The 26015-nt window shown below is 60.6% G+C and carries 22 protein-coding genes, 1 pseudogene and 1 riboswitch; of the genes and pseudogenes, 14 read left to right on the forward strand and 9 right to left on the reverse strand.

Annotated elements, in window-relative coordinates:
• Positions 1-15: 15 nt before the first annotated feature.
• The gene (locus V6943_RS17020) at positions 16-1680 is read right to left on the reverse strand and encodes an AMP-binding protein (RefSeq protein ID WP_340554813.1); all 1665 of its coding nucleotides are present in this window, start codon (positions 1678-1680) and stop codon (positions 16-18) included.
• Between the two features lie 190 nt (positions 1681-1870).
• Here V6943_RS17020 and V6943_RS17025 point away from each other — a divergent pair, with 190 nt between their 5' ends.
• Positions 1871-2647, forward strand: a complete 777-nt coding sequence (locus V6943_RS17025; protein ID WP_340554815.1) for an enoyl-CoA hydratase — start codon at positions 1871-1873, stop codon at positions 2645-2647.
• 50 nt (positions 2648-2697) lie between these two features.
• On the opposite strand, the gene V6943_RS17030 is transcribed toward V6943_RS17025, so the two are convergent.
• Positions 2698-2868, reverse strand: a complete 171-nt coding sequence (locus tag V6943_RS17030; RefSeq protein ID WP_165914266.1) for a hypothetical protein — start codon at positions 2866-2868, stop codon at positions 2698-2700.
• A gap of 438 nt (positions 2869-3306) precedes the next feature.
• On the opposite strand from V6943_RS17030, the gene V6943_RS17035 reads away from it, so the two are divergent.
• Positions 3307-3618, forward strand: a complete 312-nt coding sequence (locus tag V6943_RS17035) for a con-10 family general stress protein (protein WP_019339525.1) — start codon at positions 3307-3309, stop codon at positions 3616-3618.
• Positions 3619-3894: 276 nt separating this feature from the next.
• Here V6943_RS17035 and V6943_RS17040 read toward each other — a convergent pair whose 3' ends face one another.
• Positions 3895-5586 (reverse strand): extracellular catalytic domain type 1 short-chain-length polyhydroxyalkanoate depolymerase, encoded by a 1692-nt coding sequence (locus V6943_RS17040; RefSeq protein WP_340554819.1) that lies wholly within the window; start codon positions 5584-5586, stop codon positions 3895-3897.
• A gap of 369 nt (positions 5587-5955) precedes the next feature.
• Between V6943_RS17040 and V6943_RS17045 the strand changes: the two genes are divergently transcribed.
• Entirely contained in the window at positions 5956-6555 is a 600-nt protein-coding gene (locus V6943_RS17045; protein WP_340554821.1) for an exopolysaccharide biosynthesis protein, read from the forward strand.
• A 39-nt stretch (positions 6556-6594) separates the two neighbouring features.
• Here the strand turns inward: V6943_RS17045 and V6943_RS17050 are convergent, their stop codons facing one another.
• Positions 6595-7665, reverse strand: a complete 1071-nt coding sequence (locus V6943_RS17050; protein ID WP_340554823.1) for a DUF1615 domain-containing protein — start codon at positions 7663-7665, stop codon at positions 6595-6597.
• A gap of 355 nt (positions 7666-8020) precedes the next feature.
• Here V6943_RS17050 and V6943_RS17055 point away from each other — a divergent pair, with 355 nt between their 5' ends.
• Positions 8021-8983, forward strand: a complete 963-nt coding sequence (locus tag V6943_RS17055; RefSeq protein ID WP_340554825.1) for a hypothetical protein — start codon at positions 8021-8023, stop codon at positions 8981-8983.
• 49 nt (positions 8984-9032) lie between these two features.
• Positions 9033-9896, forward strand: coding sequence for an AraC family transcriptional regulator (locus V6943_RS17060; RefSeq protein WP_340554827.1), 864 nt, complete (start codon positions 9033-9035; stop codon positions 9894-9896).
• Here V6943_RS17060 and V6943_RS17065 read toward each other — a convergent pair.
• Positions 9878-10465, reverse strand: coding sequence for a LysE family translocator (locus V6943_RS17065; protein ID WP_340554829.1), 588 nt, complete (start codon positions 10463-10465; stop codon positions 9878-9880). The genes V6943_RS17060 and V6943_RS17065 overlap by 19 nt on opposite strands.
• Before the next feature lie 315 nt (positions 10466-10780).
• Here V6943_RS17065 and V6943_RS17070 point away from each other — a divergent pair, with 315 nt between their 5' ends.
• The 3 genes from V6943_RS17070 to V6943_RS17080 all read left to right on the forward strand — a co-directional run bounded on the left by V6943_RS17070 (position 10781) and on the right by V6943_RS17080 (position 14465).
• Positions 10781-11449, forward strand: coding sequence for an HAD family hydrolase (locus V6943_RS17070; RefSeq protein WP_340554830.1), 669 nt, complete (start codon positions 10781-10783; stop codon positions 11447-11449).
• A 91-nt stretch (positions 11450-11540) separates the two neighbouring features.
• The gene (locus V6943_RS17075; protein WP_131651648.1) at positions 11541-12815 is read left to right on the forward strand and encodes a DUF2254 domain-containing protein; all 1275 of its coding nucleotides are present in this window, start codon (positions 11541-11543) and stop codon (positions 12813-12815) included.
• A 246-nt stretch (positions 12816-13061) separates the two neighbouring features.
• Positions 13062-14465, forward strand: coding sequence for a DegQ family serine endoprotease (locus V6943_RS17080; RefSeq protein ID WP_181104331.1), 1404 nt, complete (start codon positions 13062-13064; stop codon positions 14463-14465).
• 103 nt (positions 14466-14568) lie between these two features.
• Here the strand turns inward: V6943_RS17080 and V6943_RS17085 are convergent, their stop codons facing one another.
• The gene (locus V6943_RS17085; protein WP_181104329.1) at positions 14569-14826 is read right to left on the reverse strand and encodes a DUF1272 domain-containing protein; all 258 of its coding nucleotides are present in this window, start codon (positions 14824-14826) and stop codon (positions 14569-14571) included.
• Positions 14827-15024: 198 nt separating this feature from the next.
• Between V6943_RS17085 and V6943_RS17090 the strand changes: the two genes are divergently transcribed.
• Together V6943_RS17090 and V6943_RS17095 are read left to right on the forward strand one after the other, a co-directional pair.
• Positions 15025-18138 (forward strand): ATP-binding protein, encoded by a 3114-nt coding sequence (locus V6943_RS17090; RefSeq protein WP_340554831.1) that lies wholly within the window; start codon positions 15025-15027, stop codon positions 18136-18138.
• 168 nt (positions 18139-18306) lie between these two features.
• Positions 18307-18404, forward strand: a riboswitch (glycine riboswitch).
• A gap of 161 nt (positions 18405-18565) precedes the next feature.
• Positions 18566-19831 carry a D-amino acid dehydrogenase gene (locus V6943_RS17095; protein WP_131651644.1) on the forward strand — a complete coding sequence of 422 codons (1266 nt, stop codon included), beginning with the start codon at positions 18566-18568 and terminating at the stop codon, positions 19829-19831.
• A 35-nt stretch (positions 19832-19866) separates the two neighbouring features.
• Here V6943_RS17095 and V6943_RS17100 read toward each other — a convergent pair whose 3' ends face one another.
• From V6943_RS17100 to V6943_RS17110, 3 genes are all read right to left on the reverse strand, one after another.
• Entirely contained in the window at positions 19867-20208 is a 342-nt protein-coding gene (locus tag V6943_RS17100; protein ID WP_340554832.1) for an FKBP-type peptidyl-prolyl cis-trans isomerase, read from the reverse strand.
• 135 nt (positions 20209-20343) lie between these two features.
• Positions 20344-20643 carry a GNAT family N-acetyltransferase gene (locus V6943_RS17105; RefSeq protein ID WP_131651642.1) on the reverse strand — a complete coding sequence of 100 codons (300 nt, stop codon included), beginning with the start codon at positions 20641-20643 and terminating at the stop codon, positions 20344-20346.
• A 77-nt stretch (positions 20644-20720) separates the two neighbouring features.
• Positions 20721-21032 (reverse strand): hypothetical protein, encoded by a 312-nt coding sequence (locus V6943_RS17110; RefSeq protein ID WP_131651641.1) that lies wholly within the window; start codon positions 21030-21032, stop codon positions 20721-20723.
• 520 nt (positions 21033-21552) lie between these two features.
• Between V6943_RS17110 and V6943_RS17115 the strand changes: the two genes are divergently transcribed.
• The 4 genes and pseudogenes from V6943_RS17115 to V6943_RS20530 all read left to right on the forward strand — a co-directional run bounded on the left by V6943_RS17115 (position 21553) and on the right by V6943_RS20530 (position 25944).
• Complete coding sequence (locus V6943_RS17115; RefSeq protein ID WP_340554833.1) at positions 21553-22740, forward strand: acetyl-CoA C-acyltransferase family protein; 1188 nt, start codon at positions 21553-21555, stop codon at positions 22738-22740.
• A 120-nt stretch (positions 22741-22860) separates the two neighbouring features.
• On the forward strand, positions 22861-23769 hold the full coding sequence (locus V6943_RS17120; protein WP_181104319.1) for a chemotaxis protein CheV: 909 nt from the start codon (positions 22861-22863) through the stop codon (positions 23767-23769).
• Between the two features lie 390 nt (positions 23770-24159).
• Positions 24160-25089: pseudogene (locus tag V6943_RS20525) on the forward strand (methyl-accepting chemotaxis protein); the annotation flags it as partial.
• The gene (locus V6943_RS20530; RefSeq protein ID WP_445324160.1) at positions 25081-25944 is read left to right on the forward strand and encodes a methyl-accepting chemotaxis protein; all 864 of its coding nucleotides are present in this window, start codon (positions 25081-25083) and stop codon (positions 25942-25944) included. The pseudogene V6943_RS20525 and the gene V6943_RS20530, both read left to right, overlap by 9 nt.
• The last annotated feature ends 71 nt before the right edge of the window (positions 25945-26015 follow it).

Consider the following 26015-nt stretch of genomic DNA (forward strand, 5'->3'; position numbering starts at 1 on the left):
CCAGTTGAAAACGTGTCAGGGTTTTGCCGCCGAGAGGCAGATGCCCTTGGCCTGTTCGCGCAGTTTGAATTTCTGGATTTTTCCTGAAGGCGTGCGCGGCAATGCCGGGAGCACTTCAAGGTACTCGGGCAGGTAGTTGCGGGTGAGTTTTTGCTCGAGAAGAAAACTGACCACGTCCTGCAGGCTCAGTGATTGATGGCCTTCATGCAGCGTGACGTAGGCGCAAAGGCGTTCGCCCAGACGGGCATCGGGACAACCGACCAGCGCCACGGCGGAGATGGCCGGGTGCTTGTAGAGCAGGTTTTCGATCTCTACCACTGGCACGTTTTCGCCGCCTCGGATCACCACGTCCTTGGTACGGCCGGTGATGCGGATGTAGCCCTGTGTGTCCATGCGCGCCAGATCTCCGGTGGGAAACCAGCCGTGCTCATCCACGTCGTACAGATCAGGGCGTTTCAGATAGCCGATGAACAGACTGGCGCCCCGCACCAGGAGGTTGCCTTCCGTGCCGTGCGGCACCGGTTCGCCGCGCTCGTCGACAACGCGCACCTCCATGTAAGGCAGCGCCACGCCATCGGTGCCGATGGCCCGTTCCGGATCGTCATCCGGATGCGTCATGGTCACGGCGCCGTTCTCGGTCATCCCCCACGCGGAGACGATCCGGGCATTGATGGCGGCGCCGGCTCGCTCGACCAGAGCGCTCGGTATCGGCGCACCGGCGGAGACGAAGATGCGTAGCGAAGCCAATTCTTCCTGATGCTTAGGCGCCACCTCGATCAGATCGGCCAGAAACGGCGTGGAGGCCATGGTGAAGGTCGGCCGCTCTGCCTTGGCGACCTGGATGGCATACGCCGAATCCCATACGTCCTGCAGCACACACGCGCCGTTCAGGTAGATGGGCATCATCAGGCCGTAAAGGAAACCGGTCTGATGGGCCATGGGCGAGGCCATGAAGACGATGTCGTCATTGCTCAGGTGCAGGCGATCGGCATAGGGGCGGATGTTGCTCCACAGCGTATTGCTGCTATGCAGGACGCCCTTCGGCTCGCCCGTGGTGCCGGAGGTGTAGAGCAGCTGCACGACATCGTCGCCGTGCGGTCGCCGCTCGGCGAACAGCACCTGGGTATCGAGTTCTTCTTCCCAGGCGCGATCCAGCAGTACCCGTCGAAAACAGCGGTTTTCGTCCTGGCTGTCGATTACCAGCACATGCTCGAGCGCAGGCAGCTCGCCGCGCAGACTATCCACCATCGCCGCATAGTCGAAACCGCGAAAGGACTGTGGGATGACCAGCACGCGGCTCTGGGCGTAGCTGAGCATGAAGCGCAGCTCACGTTCGCGAAAGATCGGCATCAGCGGATTGAGCACAGCGCCGATGCGCACGCAGGCGAGGTGCAGCGCGGTCATCTGCCACCAGTTCGGAAGTTGGCAGGACACCACTTCTCCCTTGCTCACGCCAAGCGAGGCCAGGCCGGCAGCCATGCGATTAACGATTTGGTTCAGCTCCGCATAGCTGAGCGCGCGGCGCTCATTTTGATTCACGCGATAGGCGATGATGGCGGGGGAATCGGCTGCGCTGGCTACGGCTTGGTCTAGATAATCCGTAATGATCATGTCATTCCAGGCGCCGGATCCGAGCATCGATGCGCGGCGCTCGGCTGACACCGTTGCGGTGATATTCATGGATAAACCACCTCTTGTTTTGGGTAGCGTTGTTCTTGTCGTGGGCGAAGGGGACTGCTGATCGCTGAGGTGGAAGATAAGATTGCATAGATAACTATGTCAACATGTTGTCTTTATGTTGGGTGTGGCTAGACTCGTTGCATACCGCTCAGCTACGCCCTGTGCAAAGCGGGACAACGGGAGAATGCTCATGGAATACAACAACATCCTGACCGAACGGCACGGTGCTGTTGGGCTCATTCGATTGAATCGCCCGCAGCTACACAACGCATTGAACGATCGGCTGATGACCGAACTGGGCACCGCGTTGCGCGGGTTTGAAAGCAATAGCGATATCCGAGCAATGGTCATCACGGGTAACGAAAAGGCCTTTGCCGCAGGTGCAGACATCGGCGAGCTGCGGCACAAGACGTTCGCCGAGGCTTACCTGGAAGATTTCGTCACAGCCAACTGGGAGGAAGTCACGCGCTGCCGCAAGCCGGTCATCGCAGCGGTCGCCGGGCTGGCGCTCGGAGGCGGCTGCGAGTTGGCCATGATGTGCGACCTGATCATTGCGGCGGAAACGGCGCGTTTCGGCCAGCCCGAAATCAAGCTGGGCACTTTGCCTGGGGCTGGCGGGACCCAGCGACTGACCCGTGCGGTAGGGAAGGCCAAGGCGATGGACCTGTGCCTGACGGGCCGTACCATGGGTGCCGAAGAAGCCGAGCGTTGTGGGCTAGTCAGCCGAGTGGTGCCGACAGCCGCCCTGCTGGAAGAGGCCATGCAGATTGCGACCCTGATTGCCGGCTACTCGGAAGTAGCGGTGAAATTGAATAAGGAGGCCGTCAATCTGGCGTTTGAAACCACCTTGAACCAAGGGGTGAAATTCGAGCGCCGGCTGCTGCACGCAAGCTTCGCCACGGCGGACCAGAAAGAAGGGATGCAAGCGTTCACGCAGAAGCGAGAACCTCGGTGGGCTCACCGTTGATCGGTGCCGCCCGCTGCCCGAGCAATTGCAAGGCAGCGGATGCGGCAGGGCTATCTTCCCGTCGCGCACATGCCGAGATCCAGAGAGGCGCGTCTGGCCAGCGCTGCGGCGCTCGGGCGACAGCTGCTCTTGCCTCGTTGCAGTTGCTTCCAGAACTCAAGCGGCTGATTGACGCTCAGGTCAGACTGCTTCACCAGATTTTCCAGGGTTTTGCTGTTCATGCGGCCTCCAATAGCTCAATCCGAGTGGTTGGTGGTCCTTGAAAAAAGTCGCGTCCTTGCGCCAGCCGTCGCGGCTTTCCATTGATGCTGAGAATGCTTGCGGCGGGTTACAGCTTGTTGACAGCGTCATCGACCTCTTGGCCAAGGGACGAACGGTCCGTACGGAAGACGCCTATGCCACGCGGGGAAAAGGAGGGTATACACGCAAAGGCTGATCAGTTCTGGTATTGCCGTTTCGTTGCTATTGAAATGCAACTAACAAAGTGTCATCGCATAGACATATCTCGCCGTTTGGTTTCGTTTGGCTTATTTAAACCGTTCATCGTTTGTCGTGATTGTTTTCGAACTCTTAAGTGCGTGACGCCCTCCGAGATAGGGAGGCGACTGCACTGCGGACGTCAGTTTATTTAGCATTTATTCACACTGGAGATAGATCTCATGTCGAATGATAAGAGCGGAAATCCGGGTAACTTTGCAAACGATCGCGAGAAGGCTTCCGAAGCCGGTCAAAAAGGCGGTCATAACAGCGGCGGCAATTTCGCCAATGACCCACAGCGCGCCTCTGAAGCTGGCCAGAAAGGCGGCCAGAATAGCGGTGGTAACTTCGCAAACGACCGCGAGAAGGCGTCCGAGGCCGGCCAGAAAGGTGGCCAGAATAGCGGCGGCAATTTCGCGAACGATCGCGAGAAAGCCTCCGAAGCAGGCAAGAAGGGCGGCCAGAACAGCCACGGCGGTGGCCGTAACTCCTGATTATTAGTATCAGTAGCCGGTAAAGCGGAGCTCGTTAAGCGAGCTCCGCTTTTTTATGTGATTGAAAAATTGGCATAGATTCTTGGAGCGAAACGTAATCCGAACTAACTGGCACTGATTGCGTTATTGTTTCGCTGTATATGCTTATGTCTATTAGTTAATAGGTCTGGTTGTATCGAAAGTATGTTAGGCAGTGCATAAAGGTTTCGCTCTTCTTGCAGATGGCTGGCCACGTACTATCCAAAGCAACGGGCCAGCCTGTTTCAGCGAGGTCTGTTACGGGCACTGGCCCGCTTCGTATAGACCTGGGCTGGATTCGCGAACCCAGGCATTGCTACCCGATATCTGACCCAGCGCGTCGTTACCACCCTGTGTGTAATAACCCATTTGGTAGTAGGCCCGGCCGGCTGACAAATGCTGAAGATTGGTGCTGTACCAGTCTTGGCAAGTGTGACCGTCGTTCCCGCCTTCGCCGGCACGACAGGCCTCCGGTTCTGCGGCGTACCACGTGCCCGGCTCGCCCTGGTACAGCTTGACTGACGTCCAGGTATCGAAGGAGCCACCGATGTCCTGACGGTCGGTCAGAGACAGCGCACGCAGGCTGGAAATACCTCCGGCGACGGCACGGCCGGCGCTGATATGGGCGTTGGGCGACGCGCTGGCAACCTCGCAGGTCGCGGTCGGTGCGTTGGGGTCGAACACCGAAACAGTGCGAGTCCGGGTGGCGGTATTGTTATCCGAATCGGTTACTTCATAGGTGCAGTTGTAGTCGCCAACGGTGTTGGTATCTACGCTGGAACAGTCGGCCGTAACCGTCAGGTCGCCGTCTTCGCGGTCGGAGGCCGTCGCACCCGGATCGGTGAAGGACTGGCCCAGTGCGACTTTCAGCGGGTTGTCACCCAGCACGGTAATAGTTGGTGTACCGTTCTCGCCGCCGCCATCACGGGCGTGGCGACTGAAGAAGTCCCAGATGATGTTCGGATAACTCGGGCCGGCGCGTACCGCCCAAGGGCCTTCGCTGCCGTTGGTTCCGCCGACCCAGTAATGCCCGTGGTTGGTATCGGTGGTGTTGGCCGTGTTCTGCGGGCCGTTGAAGAAGACCGTCTCGACGATGGACCGCCCGTCGCCTGTCCCGTAGCGGGTGTGCTGGCAGTTGAAGTTGTTCTGATGGTAGGGGCTGCAGGCTGCCTGGCTCTGCTGGGCCTTGGCTGGTGTGTCGCGACTGGTGCCGCCGAATACTTTCAGATGGGCGTCGCGAAGGTTGCGGCCGGCTGGCTGGATGACGGTGCAGTCGTTATTGCTCTGCAGCACCATCAGCGGAATCGCGTAGGTGTCGTTCAGCTCCGCCCGCATGTCGTTGGCGACCTGGTCGACATTGTGAAACGTCGCATAGCCGGGGCACTGGCCGGACAACGAAACCGATGCGGCATCTTCACCATACGGCAGACCGGCGGCGCTCGCCGCAGCGGCCCAGTACTCGTTATGCGTCGTCGCCGCCACGACCGCCATCGCGCCGCCAGACGACAGGCCGGTGATGAATCGCCGGTTGGTGTCGATGCTGTGCTGCGCCTCGACCGCCTGGGCAATTCTCACCAAATCCTGCGGTTCGCCTGCACCTTCATGCTGGTGCTGGTCGAACCAGAAACCCCAGCAGTTCTGGTTGCGCAGGCCGTCGTAGCTGGTGATGAAGGGCGTCACCAGGATAAAACCATTTTGGTCCGCAGCCGCCTTCAAACCCCACTCGTCGAGCGCGTTGGCCTGGGTCTGGCGGCAACCGTGGAGCGCCATCACCATGGGCGCCGGCGTTGATAGCCCGCTGGGGACATATACCTGGTACTGGCGCTCCCGCGAACCGGGATGACTGCCGGCCGGGAGCGAAGCGGAGGTGACGGTGCCCGCCTGTGCGGGCGTTACGGCGGTATTCAGGGCGATCGCTGCGGTGATCGCAAGCAAACCTCGGATCTTCATAGCTTTTCCTTCCATCTTGTTTTTGTAAGGAATCGCGCGGACGGAACATCCCGCAGCGAAGCGGGCCATGCGCAAGTTGTGCCATGAAAGGAAATGTTAGGAAAAACAAGAAGTTGACATGATCGCGCCACGATCGTGGCGAGCACGCTCCAGCAATCTGGACATCGATCAGAGCTGCCCGGACGCCGATGGCTGGTTTAGAGCCCGTCAGGCGGATTCACGGTTGTCCGGACGTTCAGACAGCTGTCCGCTGCGCTGGACAATCCGGCACGAGATGCGTTGGGAAATATCCTGACAGCCAATATTGATTGTAAATGACCGGGTTTATGAAACCTTACGGCAACAACCACGTAACGCAGAGCGTCTTCTATGGCTGATACCGGGCAGAACGGGCACGCGGATCTGGAAGAGGTAATCGACGGGATCGTCGAACTGGGCAGGAAGCAGGATAAGGTCGCCATCAGCGAGATTCAGGACAGCCTCGGGCGCCGTAGCTTTGGGCCTTTTCTGTTCGTTCCGGCAATCATCGAAATCAGCCCGGTCGGCGGGATACCCGGCCTGCCGACGGTGCTGGCTCTGATCGTTGCGTTGTTCTCGATCCAGATGCTGATGGGGCGCGACCATTTCTGGATGCCGGATTTCCTCGCCAAACGCACGGTCAGCGGCGCGAAGCTCGACAAGGGCCTGAACAAAGTGCGCCGGGTCGTGCGATGGTTGGACAAGATCAGCCGCGCACGCCTCGGTTGGGCCGTCCACAAGGGGTTTCTGCGCCTGATCGCGGTGCTTTGCGTGTTGCTCGCTACTTCGGTTCCGCCGCTGGAGTTGATGCCGTTTGCCAGCACGGCGCCATTCGCGGCGATCGCGCTGTTCGGCCTCGGTATCACCACACGGGATGGATTACTGGTGATCCTGGGACTGATCGTCACAGTCGGCGCGTTCGTACTGGTCGGCATGGGGCTGCTGGGCTGAGCATGGCCACGACAATCCAATGTGCCGTGCTCGCATGTCTCAATTGCGGGCGCGCCTCATGCAGGCCAGGTGCCGGTCGTTGACCCGGTTGGCGAACCAGGCGGTGGTCAGGTTGCGGGTGATTTTCGGACTCTCGAGACGGATGCCCGGAAGCACCGCTCGTGGCAGCGGTTTGCCTGCGCGCTTCTCCGCTAGCTCATACACGCGTTCGTAGAGCCGAGTTTTCTCGAAGCCGTGGGTGTCGCCACGTTCCAGCGCGTTGCGTATCGCGGTTTCGCTCATGTCGAGTTTGCCCGCCAGTGATCGTACCGCCGTCTCGGTCTGCCCAGCCTTGCTGCTGCCGTGAATGATCAGGTCACCATCGAGGGCCAGCTTGCTGCCGCTGGCCCGCGCCACCGCATTCTGGAACGCGGCGTTGCGGCTGGCGTACCAGCCGGCATTGAAGTCGGCGAAGCGATAGAGCGGCTGCGTGTAGCTGGTGGGATAGTCCAGCAGGTGAGCGATGCCGAAGTACATGCCGCCACGGCGAGTGAATACTTCGTCGCGGATCGAGCCCTTGTGCTCGAAGGGGTACTCCCAGCGGCGCGCTTCGGCGAAGGCGATGCTGACCTGCATCGGTCCGCCGGTCTTGACCGGGTTGAGCGTGCCGAACAACTGCTCGCCAAGCGGCACGATGCCAATGAAGTCATCGAAAATCGCACTCAGCTGTTCTTCCGTGCGCACCGCATCCAAGCGCTCGTTGTAGGTCTTTCCATTGGGCGAGCGTACATCCAGCGCAGCATTCACCACGAAGCGCGGGACATGCAGGCGTGCGGCGCGGCGATAAATCTCTTCACGCGAAATCTTGGCCAGGCCAGGCACTGGAGGCGTGGCCTGAAAAGTGGACTCCTGCACGGTAACCGCGAGCACTGCACAGAGATTTTCATCGCTCGGAGGAATTTCCAGCGCATCGAACGCGGCATAGATGTCGGTGGCCCAGCCTTGGCGATCCGGAATGTCGCTGGGGATCAGACGGACGATTTTCGCCCGCACCTCATCGGGACGCGGTGCCGGTATTTCCGGCTGCCGGCTACCGCAGCCGGCCAGGCTCAAAAGTACGACGCTGCCCATAACGGTGAGCGCCCTATGCAAGGCTGCGGTATCGACCCGCCGCGCAATTGCAGTTAAGGATTCGATGGCCGCTGAAGCCTGCCGGTGAGGAAAGTGAAAAGCCATGCCGTTCCGTTTGTCTCGTGCTGTGGGGCTTGGACAATAAAACAGACGAAGCTGCTGACAAAAGCTGCGCCGCAAGGAAGTTTCCTACCAGCCGCTGAACGTTATCCTGAACCCGGCGGCGCGACCCGCTACGAATGCTGGCTTTGATTTCAGTCAGATTTCTGCCGGAACTTGCCCTCTGCGCGTTGTCCCAACCAGACAGATCCGTCCGCACGCCGTGCCCGCACCCGTGCCAATAGAGCGTCTATTCATGAGCGAAAAGAACTTTGATATTCGGCGGCTTGAGCGCTACGGCAGCGATACCTGCGAGTACCTGCTGGCGATCATCACCGATGAGGACCATGCCTCTCTGGTGGAGTTGGACGACGGTGGAACCGGCTGGCAGTCCACGCTGCGTCACGATCGAATCTACCGCGAGGTAGATCCTCACACCGGCCGGCCTCGTTATCGGTTCGAGGACATACCGGAGGATCAGGGCGGTCAGTATCGGCTGATCAGCCAGATCGCCGAAGGCGGGCGGGGCGCCGAGTTTTCCGAGCTTGTGATGTTCGGCAAACGCCTTGTGACCTTCGATGATCGTACCGGCCTGGTCTGCGAGATCCGCGATCAACGCCAGCTGGTGCCGCGGCAGATTCTGATGACTGGCAGCGGTGATGAGGCATTCAAAGGTTTCAAGAGTGAATGGGCGACGCTTTGGAATGATCGAGTCGTTGTCGGCAGCCATGGTAAACGGCCGACTGAAGAGTGGGTGAAAATGCTCGACCGCAACTATGGCGTGCGCAGCGTCGACTGGGCTGAGCGCTACCAGCGCATCCGCGATGCGCTCGGAGTAGGGCCGGACGGCTACGTCATTCACGAGGCGGTCGAATGGCATCCTTATCGCCGCGAATGGCTGTTCTTCCCTCGCAAGATTTCCACCTCGCCGTTCGATCAGGCGATCGACGAATGCGAACGCGGCGCCAATACCTTGATTATTGCCAACGAAGACTTCAGCGAAATTCGTACCGTGCAGGTAGGCGACTGCAATCCCGAACGCGGTATTTCTTCGTTCAAGATCCTGCCGGGGCATCCCGACGAATGCATCGGGCTCAAAAGCGTGGAGATCGGCGACCGCACCGAAAGCTACCTGTTCTGCTTTAACCTCGACGGTGAAGTGTTGCAGGACGATATATTCATCGGTGATTACAAATGCGAAGGGTTAGAAATTCTCTGAACTCCGGCTACGCTGATGCTTTCTCGAAGTAGCCGCAACAGACCGGATCATGAGCCTGCCGAACCGAACGCCCATAGCACCCATTTCCCAATTCTGGCGGGACGCGGCGCTGCCGTTTATCGAAGCACGCACCGTAGCTGACGGACGCCGCGTCTGCTACTCCCGACACAGCCATGAAACCTTTTCCATCGGTTTGATCGACAGTGGCTGTAGCACCTATATCAACCGCCATCATCAGTGCCGTATCGATGCAGGAACGCTGGTATTGATGAACCCGGGCGATGTGCATGCCTGCAATCCGATCGAGAACCAGCCCTGGGCGTATCGCATGCTGTACGTCGATGCCGGTTGGTTGGCTGGTCTGCAGGACGACCTGGAAATGGGCGGCACCGGCTTTCGCCGCTTCTCACCCATCCTGACGCGCGATCCGCTGCTCCAGGCCGGGTTTCGCCATTTCCATGGCGTCTTGACCGATGAGCTTGCCGAACCTTCGCACAAGCACGGCGCCGCGGTGGAGTTCTTCAGTCTGTTGCATCGGCGGTTGCGGCTGGACGTGGCCGCGCCGGTGAGCGACTCGAAGTTGCGGCGCGCTGCCGAACTCATTGCCGACAACTATCAGCGCCCGCTCAGGCTTGACGAGATCAGCCATGCGGCCGGGGTGTCACCGTCGAGCCTGATCCGCTCATTCAAGAAACACTTCGGGATGACCCCGCATGCGTATCTGACCAATCGCCGTGTGCAGTTCGCTCGTGCCGAACTGCGACGTGGCATACCCATTGCCGAGGTAGCGCTGGCGGCGGGTTTTGCCGATCAGGCGCATCTGCAGCGCGCTTTCAAGCAGTTGCTGGCGGCCACTCCTGGCCACTATCGCGGCGTACGTTGCGCTGATAGCGATCAGAACAACAGCAGATAAGCTGCGCAGCCCGATAGTAGTGCGGCCATGATGCGGTTGAACAATCGCACCCGCACGGGGTTGTTCAGGTAGTGCTGCAAAAAGGTCCCGGCATAGGCCCAGCAGGCCAGCGAGGCGTAACAGATCACGAAATAGATCGCCGCGAAGCGCCACACCGAGGGCGCATCCCCGGCCGCCGCGAACAAACCCATGCCGGCCACCGAGGCCAACCAGGCTTTGGGGTTGAGCCATTGCATCGCCGCGCCATAAAGCATGCTGGGCCGCACCGCCGGTTTGTCAGCGTCCAGACTCCCGTCGTCGATAGCCAGCCGAAATGCCATGTACAACAGAAACGCGACGCCGGCCAGCCGGATCGACTGGGTCAACCAGGGCCAGCGCAACAGCAGCTCGCTCAGCCCGAGGCCGATCAACAGCAGTAATAGGGTGAAGCCGATGGTCGCGCCACTGACGTGGCGCATGGCCTGACGCAGACCGAACTGCGCGCCGGCACTGAGGGCGACGATATTGACCGGGCCGGGCGAGATGGAAGAGGCCAGCGCAAAGGCCGCCATGGACAGCAACAGACTCATCGGTAACTCCTAGTTCACGCAGGGGATGTCAGCGCTAAGGCTAGGAGCGAACGCAGCGCTGGTATTGAACGAAATGCGCACGATGCTCGGATGATGGTGACTGGCGCAGCGAACGGCGTGCTGCAAGAACATTTGTCCCGGCTACCGGGCGCCGGTCGTCATTGGCCTCCGCGCCGATGCGGAAGAGTTGTCGGCATGCGCAACAGCAATGGATGCGACGCGCAATTGCCATCGAAGCGGCGTAAAACTCGGCATGCTTGGCGCAGTCCAAGCTGGCGCGGCGCTATTGCCGCGCGTCAATCACCAGGAGATCCGATGGCCACTATCGACCTGCTGATCAGCGATTGCGATGGCGTGATCGTCGACAGCGAGATCATCAGCCACCGCGTGCTGTTCGAGTCGCTGAGCCTCTATGTTCCGGCGGACCTGCTGGGCGATGCATTGGAAGGGACGTTCGGCCTGACGGTGCCGAGCATCATCGACCTCATCGAAAAGCGCTTCGATTTGAAGTTGCCGAAGACTTTCGATGAAGATCTGCGGCGTCACAGCGAGAAAGCGGTAGCCGAGCAAGTCCGGGCCATCCCAGGCGTACGTGACGCACTGCTTGCCATCGATCTGCCGCTTGCGGTGGCGTCCAACAGCCGTCTGCACAATGTCGAGTCGTCGCTGCGCCGCGCCGGGCTGACCGAGCGGGTTGCTGGGAATATCTTCTGCGCCGAAATGGTGGCTTCGCCGAAGCCCGCGCCGGATGTCTATCTGCTGGCTGCCGAGCGCATGGGCGTCGCGCCGGGGCACTGTCTGGTGGTTGAGGACAGCCCGACCGGTGTCCTGGCGGCACGCACCGCGGGCATGCAGGTGATCGGCTTTACCGGCGCGAGCCATATTCCCGCCGGGCACGATCAGGCGCTGCGGGAGCTGGGCGTGGCGACCGTGATCAACGACATGCGTGAACTGCCGGCTGCGGTCGCGGCGCTGGCGGGCTGAAACGAGACGGTCTACGAAGAAACCCCTTTTTTTCGCAACGGTGCGGTGACGCTCTTGTCTGTACTGAAACGGACCTGAGCGCGAGTCGCAGATGATCGAGCGTTGGAAGTGGTTTCTCATCCGCATCAGCAGGCGACCCTGGTTCAGGGCCAGCCTGTTTTCTGTCCTGGGCATCGCGGCTGCGCTGGTGGCATTGGCTGTGGCGCCCTATATCCCCGACGATGTCCCGACCAAGATCGGCTCCGATGCGGTCGATAACATCCTTGGCGTGCTGGCATCGAGCATGCTCGCGGTCACGACCTTTTCGCTGAGCATTATGGTGGCCGCCTACGGTTCGGCGACCAGCAACGTCACCCCGCGGGCCATCTCGCTGCTGGTGGAAGACCCCACGACGCAAAACACCCTGTCCACCTTCATCGGTTCGTTCATCTTTAGCCTGGTCGGCATCATCTCCCTGAGCACAGGGCTTTATGGTGATAAGGGCCGGGTCGTATTGTTCGCGGCGACAATCGTTGTCGTGGTTTTGGTGGTCTACGCGTTGTTGCGCTGGATCGATCAGCTGTCGGGGCTGGGTAGGGTTGCGGAGACCACGGCGAGGGTGGAGGACGCCGCAACCCGGTCGTTGTGCCAGCGCATGGAACAACCCTATTTGGGTGGCTGCCCGCTCGAGGTTGACCCCAAAGCACTGCCGGGCGCGCGTCCGCTGTACGCCCGGAAGATTGGCTTCGTGCAGCACATCGACATGCCGGCATTGGGCACGTTGACCGAGTCGGAGAGCAGCTCGGTCTATATCTGTGTGCTGCCGGGTACCTTCGTCGAGCCGACGCAGCCGATCGCCTGGTCCGTGGGTGTAGGCGAAGAGTGTGACGACGCACTGCGCGCGGCCTTCGTCATCGGCGCACAGCGAACCTTCGACCGCGACCCACGCTTCGGAATGACCGTCTTGGCCGAGATTGCGTCGCGAGCCTTGTCGCCTGGTATCAACGATCAGGGGACCGCAGTTGATGTAATCGGTCGCGGTCTGCGCGTGCTGTCGCATCTATCCAGGCCGACTCCACCGGAGGAGCCCAAATTTGACCGGATATTCGCACCTGGCCTGAGCGTGGCGGACATGCTCGACGACTTCTTTACACCCATCGCGCGCGACGGGGCTGCGCTGGTCGAGGTGGGCATATGTCTGCAGCAGGCGCTGGCATCGCTGGGGCGGCTGGGTGACGCAGCGGTCAGAATCGCGGCCGACCGACATATCGAGCTGGCGCTTAAACGGGCAGAAGCCGCGCTCGTTTTGCCCGAGGATCATCTGCGTGTACGCCAAGCGGCCGAACAGGCCGGGTTCGAAACGACCGGCCTGGATGCGATCAGATAAACGATCCCTATCGGAAATTGCTGCGGCGAAACCTTACGGTTCCTTTACCTCCGCTTCACACGAAGCTGACTGTACAAGGCGTAGAGTTCTTCACAGGCTGACGGAACAGCTTGCTCCCTTGGGTGGGTTTGCCGTGGCCGGGCTGTTGAACAGCGTTCGAGCGCACGGCGGCCCGCTGCTTTTTTTGGCTGGATGGCCACACTCAAGTTCGTTTAACCAATTTTCCATCGTGGGAGACCTGTCACCATGATCCTTCGTAAAGACCTTCTGGCAGTCGTAGCCGGCGTGGCGTTATTCGGACAGGCGCTGATCGCCTATGCGGATCTGCCGGATTTCACGCCGCTGGTCGAAGATGCCTCGCCGGCGGTCGTGAACATCAGCACCAAGCAGAACAAACCCGCGCGTGGCGCGCTGGCACAGACTCCGGATCTGGAAGGCATCCCGCCCATGTTCCGCGAGTTCTTCGAGCGTGGTATCCCGCAACGGCCCGAGCGCCGAGAGGCTCAGTCGCTGGGTTCGGGCTTCATCATTTCAGAAGACGGTTATGTGCTGACCAATAACCACGTGGTCGCCGATGCCGATGAAATCATGGTGCGTCTGCCTGACCGCAGCGAACTGCAAGCCAAGCTGGTCGGAGCCGACCCGCGCAGTGACGTGGCGCTGCTGAAAATCGAAGGGGACGATCTGCCGACGGTCAAGCTCGGTAGCTCCGAGGCGTTGAAAGCAGGCGAGTGGGTTGTCGCCATCGGTTCCCCGTTCGGCTTCGATCACACCGTGACGGCTGGCGTGGTCAGCGCGACCGGTCGCAGCCTGCCGAATGAGAGCTATGTGCCCTTCATTCAGACGGACGTAGCGATCAACCCAGGCAATTCGGGTGGCCCGCTGTTCAACCTCGACGGCGAAGTGGTGGGCATCAACTCGCAGATCTTCACCCGCTCCGGTGGCTTCATGGGGTTGTCGTTCGCCATCCCGATCGACGTCGCCATGGATGTCGCCAACCAGCTGCGTGAAGACGGCAAGGTCAGCCGCGGTTGGCTCGGGGTGGTCATTCAAGAGGTGAACAAGGATCTGGCCGAGTCGTTTGGTCTCGAGCGTCCAGCCGGTGCGCTGGTGGCGCAGGTCATGGATGGTGGCCCGGCAGCCAAGGGCGGCCTGAGGGTGGGTGACGTGATTCTGAGCGTCAACGGCAAGTCCATTGACATGTCCGGCGATCTGCCACACCTCATCGGCGCGATGAAACCCGGCACCACCGCCAAATTCGAGATCGTGCGTGACGGCGACCGCGAGACCTTGAGCATCGATGTCGGTGCCTTGCCCGCAGACGGCGATTTGCTGGCCTCGGCTGGTGGCGCGGGCGGTACTACCCACAGCGATAACCGCCTCGGTGTTTCGGTGACCGAGCTGACCGACGCACAACGTCAGGCGCTCGAAATCAATGGTGGTGTGGTGCTCAGTGAAGTCAATCAAGGCCCTGCGGCGATGATCGGCCTGCGTCCGGGTGACGTCATCACGCATCTGAACAACCAAGCCATCGACTCGGTAGAAACCTTCAGTCAGGTGGTCAAGGCGCTACCGAAGAATCGCTCCGTGTCGATGCGTGTGCTGCGCGACGGACGGGCTAGCTTCATTACGTTCAAACTACCGAAATAAGGACCTAGCCCTGAACACGAACTCCGGCCCGCTTCATGCGGGCCTTTTTCGTGCCCATGACTGTTTGGTTAGACGAGCGATGGCGAAGACGGGCCGTTGGAACTTACCGAACGATAGGGGCCGGGCTGCAACGTTGCGGCTTATATACGCGTTGTGTGGACGCCGGATTATTAGCGAGTTTCGCAGCGGGGCGACGGGGGCGGGCCACCAGTTCGCCGCCGCAGTTGGGGCAGATGAAACCAAGTTTCGACTCTGCGCACTCCGTACAGAAAGTGCACTCGAAGGAGCAGATCAACGCTTGCGCAGATTCTGGCGGCAAATCAATGTTGCAGCATTCGCATCCAGGCCGAAGTTCTAACATGCAAATCTCCCAAGGATTCAATTATCTGGCAGCGCCTTGCCACCTGAAGATGTGAATGAACTGGTCCGTAGCAAGGACCCTCCAAGTGCTGATACTCGTCGCACGGATTGCTTAAACTAATGCGTGCCGCTCGGCGACGCACCGTTTCGCCGAGTTTTTTACGCCTTGATTCCAATCAGGGTGTCAGGGGAAGAACTATTGAATCAGGCAAGAGCGAAACCGACCCGCTCGGTACCGTTGCGCAGCCGTCTGCTGACGATCGCGCTTGCCGGAATTCTGCCTCTGGCACTGGTCGCCGGGCTGGGTCTGGTATCGATAGTCAACGATCAGAAGCTACTGGCGAAGCAGCGTAGCCTAGAAGCCACACGCCTGGCCGCCACGGCAGTCGAGGTCGAACTCAGGCGCTCCCTGGACGTGCTGCAGGCGTTATCGCAATCAACGCTGCTCGATGAGGATGATATCGACAGCTTCGCCGGTATGGTCCATCGCGTATTGCCCTCGGTGCCTAGCTGGTATGCCCTGCTCGTCATCACACCGGAGGGCCAGGTCATCCGGCGTATTTCGCGGCACGACTCGCCCGCATCCGAGGCGATTGCCGAGCCGCGCAGTTTTGCTGAACTGATGCGCACCGGTGAGCCGCAGGTGGGCAATATGGGGCTGGGCCCCGGTGGGCTATGGGGGATTCCCATACGCGTGCCGGTCGATATCGAGGGGAAAACCCGCTACGTCCTGACCGCGGTGCTCAAGCCTGAATCCATCGTCGATGTGATCAGCGACCGTCGATTACCTCAGGGCTGGATCACCACAGTGCTGGATGCCAGAGGCATGCGCATCGCACGTTCTCAGCGGCACCAGGAAACCGTGGGGCAGCCCGCATCTCCGACGCTCCAGAGCATGCTCGTGGACAATCCCGCCGATGAAGGAGTGGGCATGGCCATGACGGTCGAAGGTGCTTCGGCGTACACCGCATTCGTCCGCCTGCGTCCGTCGAGGTGGGTCGTCGCCACGGGTGCGCCAACCGAAACGGTGGAAGCTGGCGCCGCTCGGGCTTTCACGCTCTATGGCGGGGGACTGTTGCTGTCCCTGATGTTTGCCGTCGCCGCGGCATTGTTCGCGACGCGGAGAATCAACGTGCCGATGCGTCAGTTGCGTCGGGCGGCGCAGGCCATCGGTCAAGGCCAGTCGTTACAACAGGTACCAGACAGCGAAATCGAAGAGGTGCGCGAGGTTGGCCGGGCACTGGCTGCCGCTGCGCAGGCGCGTAGGGCGAGCGAGGCCGAACGTGACAGCATGCTGTCGCAGCTGGAACTGGCTCAGCAGGACCTGACCGAGCAGATAAGTGATCTGAATTCACTGCACACGCTCGGTAACCGACTGCAGCAATTGCCGACGCTGGATGCTCAGCTGCAGGCGATTATCGATGTGCTGTGCGAGCTGCACGGTGCGACCCACGGCCTGCTGGCACTAAGCGATGGCCAGTCGCCCTTGCGCATTCATGCGTCGAAGGGTTTTTCGCCGGCCTCGCTGGAACTCATGGACAACGTAGCGCCCGGATGCGGCGTTTGCGGCGCAGCGGTACAGGAAGGCTGTCGGGTGGTTGTGACGGACACCGAAACCGATCCGCGCTTCACCGAATTTCGCGTCGTGTCCCGTATCGAAGGGTTCCGCTCCGCTCACAGCACTCCGATTCTGCATAGCGACGGCGGAGTCCTCGGCACTCTGACCGTGCAACTCAAAGAGACGCGTCCGCCGACCGAGCGTGAAATTCGCCTGGCCGATCTTGCGGCTGGCCTTGCTGCGGTATTCATCGACCGGGCACGGGCGCAGAGCAAGGCCGGCATGCTTGAGAGGCGACTGCAAGTGGCGCTGGATTCGTCTACCGTTCCGTTCGCCATTCTTTCCCCGCACCTCAATGGTGCGGGCGAGCTGCATGACTTTCGGCTGGACTTCATCAACCCGACCGGTGCCGAGAGCTTGCAGGGAACGGTTGTTGAACTGACGGGGCGGCGCATCAGCGAAGTGCTCGGACCCAATGCCAATCCACAAGCGATCGACACGCTTGTGGCGGCGGCGACGCAGCAACGGCCGCGTGACGTAGAGATGCGCAGCACTGCCTTTGCCAGCGAGCGCTGGGTGCGCCTGATCGCCACGCCTTTCGAGCACAGGCTCGCCGTCTGGTTCGCTGACGTGACCAAATCCAAACGTCAGGAGCAGGCGATCCTGGAGGCTGATCGACGCAAGGACGAGTTTCTCGCGACACTGGCGCATGAGCTGCGTAACCCGCTGGCACCCATTCGCCTGGCGGCTGGCCTTTTCGGCTCTCCCTCTGCATCCGAAGCCCAGAAATTGCGTAGCCAGCAGATCATTGAGCGGCAGGTGCGACATATGGCCCTGCTGCTGGACGATCTGTTCGATATCTCCCGCATCACCCTCGGTAAGCTGGTGCTGCGCAAGGAATCACTGGATCTCCGAGCGGTGGTCGAGGCTGCCGTCGAAACTGCACGGGCCAAAATCGAGTCAAAACGACATGAGTTGATCGTCGAACAGCCGACGGAACCGATCCTGCTCGACGCCGATCCCCTGCGGCTCGAGCAGATACTCGTCAATTTGCTGAACAACGCCGCCAAGTTCACCGCTCAGGGTGGACAGATCCGAGTTCGCGCCGCGTTGAAAGAAGGAATGGCAACGGTGTCGGTGGCCGATAACGGCTTAGGCATTGCTCGCGAGCATCTCCAACTGATTTTCGAACGATTCGCTCAGGTGCCAACGACCCAAACACAGGTCAATGCTGGCCTGGGCATCGGGCTGGCGCTGGCCAAGGGGCTGGCCAATCTTCATGGCGGCGACATCCGCGTGAGCAGCGAAGGGGTTGGGTTGGGGGCGGAATTCGAGTTGAATCTGCCGGCGCTGGCCCCACCGCAGCGCGACGCGCAGCCTGTGAAAGCCGGCGAGTCTGCGGCCCATACGCGGCGGGTTTTGGTCGCTGACGACAACCGGGACATCGCCGAAACCATGGCCGAAGTCCTCCGGCTGGAGGGCCACGAGGTACATCTGGCCTTCGACGGCGTCGAAGCCTTCGAGCGCTATCGGCAGCTCGAACCAGAAGTGGTGTTATTGGATATCGGCATGCCTGGCCTGCGTGGCGATGAGGTTGCTCGGATGATCCGCTCGTCGGATTCACGTGTTCGGCTGGTAGCGATCACCGGCTGGGGGCAGCCGAGCGACAAGGAAAATGCGCTGGCGGCCGGGTTCGATGTACACCTGACCAAGCCCGTCGATATCGCCCAGCTGATAGCACTGGTGGGCTCCTGAAATCATGCCTGTAACGCGGGTGATGGTTCATGGCGCGCCGCTGAAGCGATCGACTGTATCGTTCCTTAGTCGTACGGCAGAAAAAATTGGGTTGCAAAGGGGCCGTTTTCTGGCACCTTGAGCACGACTGCATCACTGGATCGATTTCGATCGGTCCGGCACATGAAGTATGTGGACTCGGGAGAGACTGCAGCGACATCGTCGCCGGCAGCGCCGAAGGAGCAACCGCCCCGGAAACTCTCAGGCAAAAGGACCGATTCCACAGGTTTGACTCTGAAGAGCCGTCGGGTGTCGTCGCCCGTCGCACCGAAGGAGCAAGCGGACTCCGCTCGTTGGAGCTCGCGAAACTCTCAGGTCCAGAACAGAGGGGGCGTCTGATCCGCATGTCGCGGACGGACTCTGACCCTTGACGTTCTGGAGCGACACAATGAAAACAATCGCTGTCATTGGTGGCGGTATCACCGGCATCACCACCGCCTATGCGTTGGCCAAGCGCGGTTTCGACGTAACCCTTTTCGAAAAGCACCGCTACGCCGCGATGGAAACCTCCTTCGCCAACGGCGGGCAGCTCTCCGCCTCGAATGCTGAGGTCTGGACTCACTGGTCAACCATCCTCAAGGGCATGAAATGGATGCTCAAGAGCGACGCGCCATTGCTGGTCAACCCCAAGCCCAGCTGGCATAAGCTGTCCTGGTTCGCCGAGTTCATCGGTTCCATCCCGCAGTACCGTCAAAACACCATCGAAACCGCACGCCTGGCCATCGCTGCCCGTGAGCATCTGTTTGCCTGGGCTGAAGAAGAGGGCATCGACTTCGATCTGAAGAAGGCCGGCATTCTGCACATCTACCGCGACAAGGCTGGCTTCGAGCACGCTGGCACAGTCTCTACACTGCTGGCCCAGGGTGGGCTGCCGCGCCGCAGCGTGACGCCGGACGAGATGCGGGCCATCGAGCCAACGCTGGCGGGGCAGTACTACGGCGGCTACTACACCGAGTGCGATTCCACCGGCGACATCCACAGTTTCACCAACGGCCTCGCTGCGGCGGCCATTCGCCTGGGTGTCGAATGCCGTTACGGCCAGGATGTTAAAGCTGTGGCGACCAACGGTAGCCAGGCTAGCGTCATTCTCGGCACGCCGGGCGGCGACGAAACCCTGGAATTCGACGGCATGGTCGTCTGCGCCGGTACGGCTAGCCGCGCTCTGGCTGCACAACTGGGCGATCGGGTGAACATCTATCCGGTGAAAGGTTATTCGATCACCGTCAACCTCAACGACGAAGCCAGCCGTGCCGCGGCCCCGACCGTGAGCCTGCTGGACGACGAAACGAAGCTGGTGACCAGCCGCCTTGGAGATAACCGCCTACGCGTCGCGGGGACCGCTGAGTTCAATGGTTACAACCGCGACATTCGGGCCGATCGTATTCGTCCGTTGGTGGACTGGGTCAACGAATGCTTCCCAGGCGTCAGCACTCAGAGCGTCGTGCCTTGGGCCGGACTACGCCCGATGATGCCGAACATGATGCCCAAGGTCGGCCGCGGAAAATCGCCCTGCATCTTCTACAACACCGGCCATGGCCACCTGGGCTGGACCCTGAGTGCCATTACGGCGGACATGATCGGTGACGTGGTAGGGCAATCGCTGGGCTCACAGGCGCCAATATCCACCGGAACCGGACAGGCTGCATTAGCCTGACCCCATACTGATAGTCGCGGCTAATGCCGCGACTATCACTCATCCCGAGTCAGCACTTCCAACAGCTCGATCTCGAAGAGCAGGTTCGAGTTCGGCTTGATGTGTTCGCCGATCTGTCGTTCGCCGTAGGCGAGATGGGCGGGAACGAAGAGTTTGCGTTTGCCGCCGACTTTCATACCCATCAGCCCGACGTCCCAGCCTTTGATGACGCGTCCGGTGCCGATTACGCATTGGAACGGCTTGCCGCGATCGTAGGATGAATCGAAGGTGGTGCCGTCTTCCAGCTGGCCTCGGTACTGAGTGGTGATGAGGGCACCCTTGACCACTTCTTTACCGTCGCCGACCTGGATATCCTCGATCTGCAGTTCGTTGCTCATCGATTTCTCTTCTTATGCGTTTGACCAGCACCTGGCGGGCGCCGAGATGATCCCGCAGCGGGTGAACCTCATGTGCTGCCGGCGGGGGCAGGCATTTTACCGTCCTGCGTGGTGGATTCCTGCCCATCAGTGCTTTCACTGAGCGGGTGAATCGATGATGTCGTTCCAGTCTGGGTGCTTCTTCACATAGGCGGCGACGAATCCGCAAACCGGTACGATGCGCTTGCTGCGCTGGCGGGCATCGTCGAGTGACTGGCGAATCAGTACGCTGCCCATGCCTTGGCCTTCGAGGCTCGGATCCACTTCGGTGTGGGTGAACACCAGGCTGTCTCCGTCTTCGCGGTATGCGGCAAAGCCGAGTGTTTCGCCTTCGATGTCCAGCAGGTAGCGCTGTTGATCTTTGTCGTGTCGAACCTTCGCGTTGTTATCGCTCATCGGTGGTTTCCTAGGATGGTAAGCAGGGCAGGGCGCGCCAGAAGGTGGCGGCCGATTCACTCTTGATCGACTTCGAACTACAGCTCATCGACCAGCCGTTTGCCCAATTCCGTGCCGCGCTCGAGCGCTTCGTCGAAGCTGCGGTAGTGCTGGGTCTGGTCCACGCTCACCGGGACGACGATCTCGCGATCTTTCACGACCTCGGCGCCCACCGCCCAAAGCGTCTCGCCAAAGGTTTCGTATTCATAACCGGTGAGATGCACGATTACGTCGTGGTCGCGATAGACCAGCCGGTGGCTGTGCGGAATCTGGTGATCGCTGCCGTTGGGGATGTGCGCAGGGGTTTCGAAGTAAGGTTGTTCGGCGTCCGGTTTGACTGCCTTGGTCATCGCTGGGCCTCCCATGGGTTGGCTAGGGTCTGTTGACGTTTCGTCGCAAGCCGCGTTGCTGCGCCAAATTTCGCCAGGCAAGGCGCGGGACGCAGGTAATGGTTGTTCCCTTGCCAAGTCCCGCAACGCCGCATGGCGATATTTGCCGCGCAACCCTTCGGGCCGGGCCTGTTTTTGCGCGATGCGGCGTTCCTCGTCGCTCATTTGGAACAACCAAACTTCACTCCTCGTGCCTTGCCTCGCGCAAAAACAGGCTCCGGCGCGGCCGCGACGAAACGTTAACAGACCCTAGATTGGGCCCGATGTCGATGTGCATCGTTCCATCGTGAGGAGCGCGAGCGACGGGCGCATCGCTCTGCCGGCGTTTCCCCATCGCGGCAAGTGACCGATGAGTTCTGCAATAACGCATGAGCGATCTGCAGCATTTTCCTGTTGTTCTGCTGATTCATCCGGTTAGCATCGGCTGAACCGCCGCGCCGGATTGGCCGGAGCGACCCCCATTCAACAGAAGAGAACCCCCATGACTGAACGCGAAATCGTCGTTGTCGGTGCGGTGCGCACGCCAATCGGCTCCTTTGGCGGCGCGCTGAAGGACATCGATCTGACCACCCAGGCGACGACCGTCTGCCGCGCAGTGCTGGAGCGCTCCGGCACGCCGGCGGATGCCGTTGGCCACGTGGTGATGGGCAACGTGATACCCACCGAGCCGCGGGATGGCTATCTGGCACGAGTCGCTGCGGTCGACGCCGGCATACCGCTGGAAACTCCCGCGTTCAACGTCAATCGCCTGTGCGGCTCAGGCCTGCAGGCAATCATTTCCGCCGCGCAGTCGATCCTGCTCGGCGATACCGATGTAGCCATTGGCGGCGGCGCGGAGAGCATGAGCCGCGGGCCGTTCATTGTGCCGAACATGCGCTGGGGCGCGCGTCTCGGTGATGGCGCTGTGATCGACTACATGAACACGCTCCTGCACGATCCCTGGGGCAAATTCCATATGGGCGTGACCGCGGAGAACGTAGCCGAGCGCTACGGCATAAGTCGCGAACAACAGGATGCCTTGGCATTGGAAAGCCAAGCGCGTGCCGCCCGGGCGCTGGAGAACGGCTACTTTCGCGAACAGATCGTTCCGGTCGAAATCCGCAGCCGTAAAGGCACCGCTTATTTCGACACCGACGAGCATCTGCGCGCCGACCTAACTCTGGAGCGCCTTGCGGCATTGAAGCCGGTGTTCAAAAAGGAGGGCGGCACCGTAACCGCAGGCAACGCGTCCGGACTGAACGACGGTGCCGCGGCGCTGATACTGGCCGAGGCGGGACGGGCGAAAGCACTCGGGCTGACGCCCATGGCGCGATTGGTCGGTTATGCCCATGCCGGCGTCGACCCGGCCTACATGGGCATTGGTCCGGTGCCGGCAGTGCGCAAGGTGCTGGAGCGTACCGGGATCAGTCTGGACCAGATCGATGTGATCGAGGCCAACGAGGCCTTCGCCGCCCAGGCCTGCGCGGTGATGCAGGAGCTCGGTATGGACCCGGCGCGAGTCAATCCCAACGGCTCTGGCATCTCGCTCGGGCATCCGGTGGGTGCGACCGGCGCGATCATCACCGTCAAGGCGATCCATGAGCTGCAGCGCATCCAGGGCCGCTATGCGCTGGTGACCATGTGCATCGGCGGTGGACAGGGCATCGCGGCGATCTTCGAGCGCTGCTGACCGGGAGCGCGGCATTTAGCAGAAGCCGTTCAGATGACTGAAGATTTCGCCGTTCCAGCCGACAAGGCTCTAGCGAGGTGATATCTACGCCACGAGAACGGCTTTCCCACAGGATCATTCATGAATAACACATCCGCCACCGACTCCTTATCGCTTCTGCTGTTCACGCTGCGCAGCGGCAAGCAGATGGCGATCAACCTGTTGAAAGTCAGCGAGATCATTCCGACGCCATCGCTGACCCGGCTTCCCGAGTCGCATCCCCATGTGAAGGGCGTCGCCACGCTGCGGGGTCAGCCGTTGACGGTCATCGACCTGAGCTTGGCGATCGGCATGGCGCCGCTGCAGGACCCCAAGGGCGGTTGCCTGATCGTCACCGAAATCAGCCGCTCGAAGCAGGGGCTGCACGTTCAGGCGGTGGTGAAGATCGTCCACATCCAGTCTTCGAAAATCCTGCCGCCGCCGTACGGTGCGCGCAACAGCTCCTTCATTACCGGCACGGCTGAGGTAGACGGCGAGCTGATCCAGATTCTCGATGTGGAAAAGGTGATCCACACCGTCGCGCCTGCTCCCGCAGAGGCCGACATCTCCGATTTGGATGATCAGGACGCGCAGCTGCTTACCGAAACCCGCGCCCTGATCGTCGATGACAGCCAGGTGGCCGTGCATATGTCGGTATCGGCCCTGAGCAAGATGGGCGTCACCTGCCATGCGGTGCGCAGCGCCCGTGAGGCCTTCGAGAAGCTCGACAGCCTGAAGGACAGCTACGACGCGATCAACGTGGTGGTATCGGATATCGAGATGCCGGAGATGGACGGTTACTCCTTCACCCAGGCGCTGCGTAAGCATCCCGACTACGCCTCTATTTACGTGCTGCTGCATACCTCGCTGGACAGCACCATCAGTACCGACAAGGCAAAGACGGCCGGGGCCAATGACATCCTCACCAAATTCTCCCCGCCGGAGATGGCCAAATGCATGTTGCGTGCGGCGCGGGTGATCCATCTGGGTGAGGACGTCGCGGCAGGCTGATCAGCCGTTCCGATGACGCCCGGCTGGTGATGGCGCTCCATCCGTAGCCCACCGAGCGGCTTTGCCGGTTCGGTGGGCTTCTCGTCAGCATCTGCCGTTCGATCCTCAGCATTTTGCGATGTATGAATCCTGTTCTGTGCTCAAGCTTCATGGCTGGGCGCCGATACGGTGCGCGCGGGACCCAGGCTGGCCGCAAATAAAAACAATCATTCAACCTGAAAGACCCTGAATCGAATTTTTGAATGGACGTTTTTAATGAACAGCTGGTTTGGCAACATCGCGATCAACAAGAAGTTGGGGCTGGGCTTTGGCTCGGTGCTGATATTGACTCTGGTATTGGCCTGGAACGGTTGGGGTAGCCTTGGCAGCGTCATCCAGCGCAGCGGATGGATGACTGAAATATCCGCCTTGAATGACACGCTTACCGGGCTGCGGATTGCCCGGCTGCAGTTCATGCTGGCCAACGGCGATCAGGTTTCTACCGAGCGCCTTGACGACAAGCTCGAGATCTATCTGGCTCAGCAGTCGAAGCTCCTCGGCACCTTCAAGAACCCCATCAATGTGGAGATGCTCAAAGAGCAGAGCGGGTTCAACGACGACTATCAGCGTTCGCTCGACAAGATGCGCAAGGCCTACATCGAAGCTAACGCCGCGCAAGGGGCGGTCAACGCCGCGGTGGGCGTTCTGGAAGAGCGGACGGGCGCGATCTATCAGCGAGTGATCGGCCTGTCGGACTATGACAGTTCCCGTTTTGCGCAACTGCAAGGCATCGCGCGGATAAGAGAAGAGCTGAAGCAGGTACGGTACTTATTCAGTGCCTATACCGCCAAGCCTACCGCCCAGAACGGCGATGCCATGATCGCTCAGCTGGATGCCGCGCAGTCTGCCCTGACTCAGTATGAGCGGACGTTGGAAGGCAGCGCGAATGATCTGAATGTGATCGAAACGACGCTCGGGCAGTACCGCTCGGCCCTGCTGAATTTCCGAACTGCGACCGACACGATTGCCGTTGCACGCCAGGAAATGACCGACGTCCAGGCCGAAATCGTCAGAATCAGCGACGCCTTGTACCAGTTTCAGCTGGATCGGCTAGACATCGAAAGCGGCGACGCGCGCACTCGCCTGATCGTCAGCACTCTGCTCGCGCTCCTGTTGGGCATCCTGGCGGCATGGGTGATCACGCGCCAGATCACACGTCCGTTGCAAGACACACTGAGAGACGTCGAACGTATTGCTGCGGGTGACTTGTCTGCGAGCGCGCCAGTGACGCGTCGTGATGAGATGGGCACCCTGCAAAAAGGTATTCAGCAAATGGGCTCGACGCTACGAGACCTCATCGGCGGGATCCGCGATGGCGTGACCCAGATCAGCAGTGCCGCTGAGGAGTTGTCTGCGGTCACCGAGCAGACCAGCGCCGGGGTGAACAGCCAGAAAATCGAGACCGACCAGGTCGCCACCGCCATGCATGAGATGTCGGCGACGGTTCACGATGTCGCACGCAATGCAGAGCAGGCAGCGTTTGCCGCGACAGAGGCCGACCAGGAAGCGCGAGCGGGTGATCAGGTGGTCTCGGAGGTTGTCACGCAGATCGAACGCCTGGCCGCCGAAGTGATTCGCTCTACCGAGGCGATGTCGGTTCTGCAAGGAGAAAGCGACAAGATCGGAAGTGTCATGGGTGTGATCAGGGCGGTTGCGGAACAGACCAACCTCTTGGCGTTGAATGCCGCAATCGAGGCGGCCAGGGCCGGCGAGGCGGGGCGTGGTTTTGCGGTGGTCGCTGACGAAGTGCGTGGCCTTGCACAGCGCACGCAAAAATCCACCGAGGAAATCGAAGGGCTGGTGGCTGGCTTGCAGAACGGCACCAAGCAGGTCGCGACGATCATGCTGAGCAGCCGCGAGCTGACGGACAGCAGCGTGGCTCTTACTCGCAGGGCTGGCGAGTCGCTGGAGAACATCACGCGCACCGTTTCGAACATTCAATCGATGAACCAACAGATCGCCGCAGCCGCCGAGCAGCAGAGCGCCGTGGCTGAGGAAATCAGCCGCAGCGTCTTGAATGTTCGAGACGTTTCCGAGCAAACCGCAGCGGCGAGTAACGAAACCGCAGCGTCTAGCGTGGAGCTGGCCCGCTTGGGTAATCACCTGCAAATGATGGTGAGCCGGTTCAGGATGTGACATCCGGCATCGGGCTGTTGCTCTCTATGATTTCTCGAAGGAGGGCGGCGATTCTGGGTTCAGCAAGAGCC

The organism is Pseudomonas sp. CBC3, assembly GCF_037967085.1.
Classification (GTDB): Bacteria; Pseudomonadota; Gammaproteobacteria; order Pseudomonadales; family Pseudomonadaceae; genus Stutzerimonas.